2 protein-coding genes are annotated in these 1529 nt (G+C 69.0%); both read right to left on the bottom strand.

All coding sequences use genetic code 11. From position 1 onward, the window contains the following. Positions 1-1000 (bottom strand): ExeA family protein (locus tag AC3WPZ_RS27930; protein WP_492442617.1); only part of this gene is annotated, 1000 nt, incomplete at its 3' end. 86 nt (positions 1001-1086) lie between these two features. Next, positions 1087-1529: bactofilin family protein (locus tag AC3WPZ_RS27925; protein ID WP_492442615.1), on the bottom strand; the 443-nt coding region annotated here is incomplete at its 5' end.

The raw sequence follows: 1529 nt of genomic DNA, 5'->3' as shown, positions 1-1529 counted from the left end.
GGGCGGCGGGGGCCGGTGTCGCCGCGGCCGTTCTGGGCGCACTGTGGCTCCAGAACCAGAACAGCGCGCCGGTCACCAGCGCGCCCACCACCAGGCCGATGCCCAGAGTGCCCAGCGGCGAAGCCCAGGCGGCCAGCGGCGCGGCGGCCTGCCCACGGCGGTGCTTGGGCATGGGCGCATCGGTCTCAAACACCTCGCCCGCCGCCTTCTCGACCACGGCGCGCTCCACACGGGCCTGGTGGGTGGCATAGGCGCCGAGCAGGGCACGGTCGCACAGCAGGTTCACGCGCCGGGGCACGCCCCGCGTGATCTCGTGGATGCGCTGGATCGCCTGGTTGGAGAAGGGCAGTGGCCCGCGCAGACCGGCCACCTGCATGCGGTGCTGGATGTATTGGCGGGTTTCGGCTTCGTTGAGCGTGCCCAGGTGAAAGCGCGCGATCACGCGCTGCGCCAGCTGTTCCAGCTCGGGCCGCGCGAGCACCTCGCGCAGCTCGGGCTGGCCGATCAGGATGACCTGCAGCAGCTTGCGCTCGCTGGTTTCCAGGTTGGTCAGCAGGCGAAGCTGCTCCAGCACGTGGGGCGTGAGGTTCTGCGCTTCGTCGATGATGAGCACGTTGCGCTCGCCCTTGGCGTGGCTCTGCAACAGGTACTCGTTGAGCGGGTCCAGGTAGTCCTTGATCGTGGCCGGGCCGATGCCTTCGTGCTGGACCTCGATGTGGAACTCGCGGCAGATCGTCTTGAGCAGGTCGCCGACCGTGAGCTTGGGGTTGAAGATGTACGCCACCCGGCACTGCTCGGGGATCTGCTCCAGGAAGCAGCGGCAGATGGTGGTCTTGCCGGCACCGATCTCGCCGCTGAGCAGCACGAAGCCGCCGCCGCCGCGGATGCCATAGAGCAGGTGCGCCAGGGCCTCCCGGTGGCGCTCGCTCATGAAGAGGTAGCGCGGGTCGGGCGCGATGGAGAAGGGGTCCTGCTTCAACCCGAAGAATTCGGCGTACATGGCCCCGAGCATAACGGGGCTGCCGAGGGCGGGCAACGACGCCCGGCCAAGCCGGGCCGGGCGTGTGCCGCGGTGCTAGCGGACGGTCAGGCCGCCAGGGCCATGGAGCGCTGCGACGACGAGGCCGGGTACTTCGCGCCGGCCGAGGACGAGCATTCGATGTCGCCGGAGAGCTGGCCGCCTTCCTCGATCACGACCTTGCCGTAGCGAATCTTGCCGGTGACCTTGCCCGTGGCGTAGATCACCAGCTTCTGGCGCACCGTGAGGTTGCCATCGAACACGCCGCGGATTTCGGCGATGTCGATCTCGGCCGAGCCCTTGAATTCGCCCTGTTCCGCGATCTGGATCACGCGCGAATCCATGGTCGCCTCGACCAGGCCTTCCACCACGAGCGTGTCGCAGTCGGTGATCTCCACGCCCTTGAGCTTGATGTTCGGGCCGACGGTGAGCTTGCTGCCGCCTTCGGGGGTGGACGACGAGGCGCTGGCGCTGCCCGTGGCGGCGGGGGTGGCCAGGTCCAGGTCGGGGG

The organism is Hydrogenophaga sp. FW305-3-2-15-A-LB1, assembly GCF_058787875.1.
Note: the sequence above shows the minus strand (reverse complement) of the source record. Positions and strands in the feature narration are given on the sequence as shown.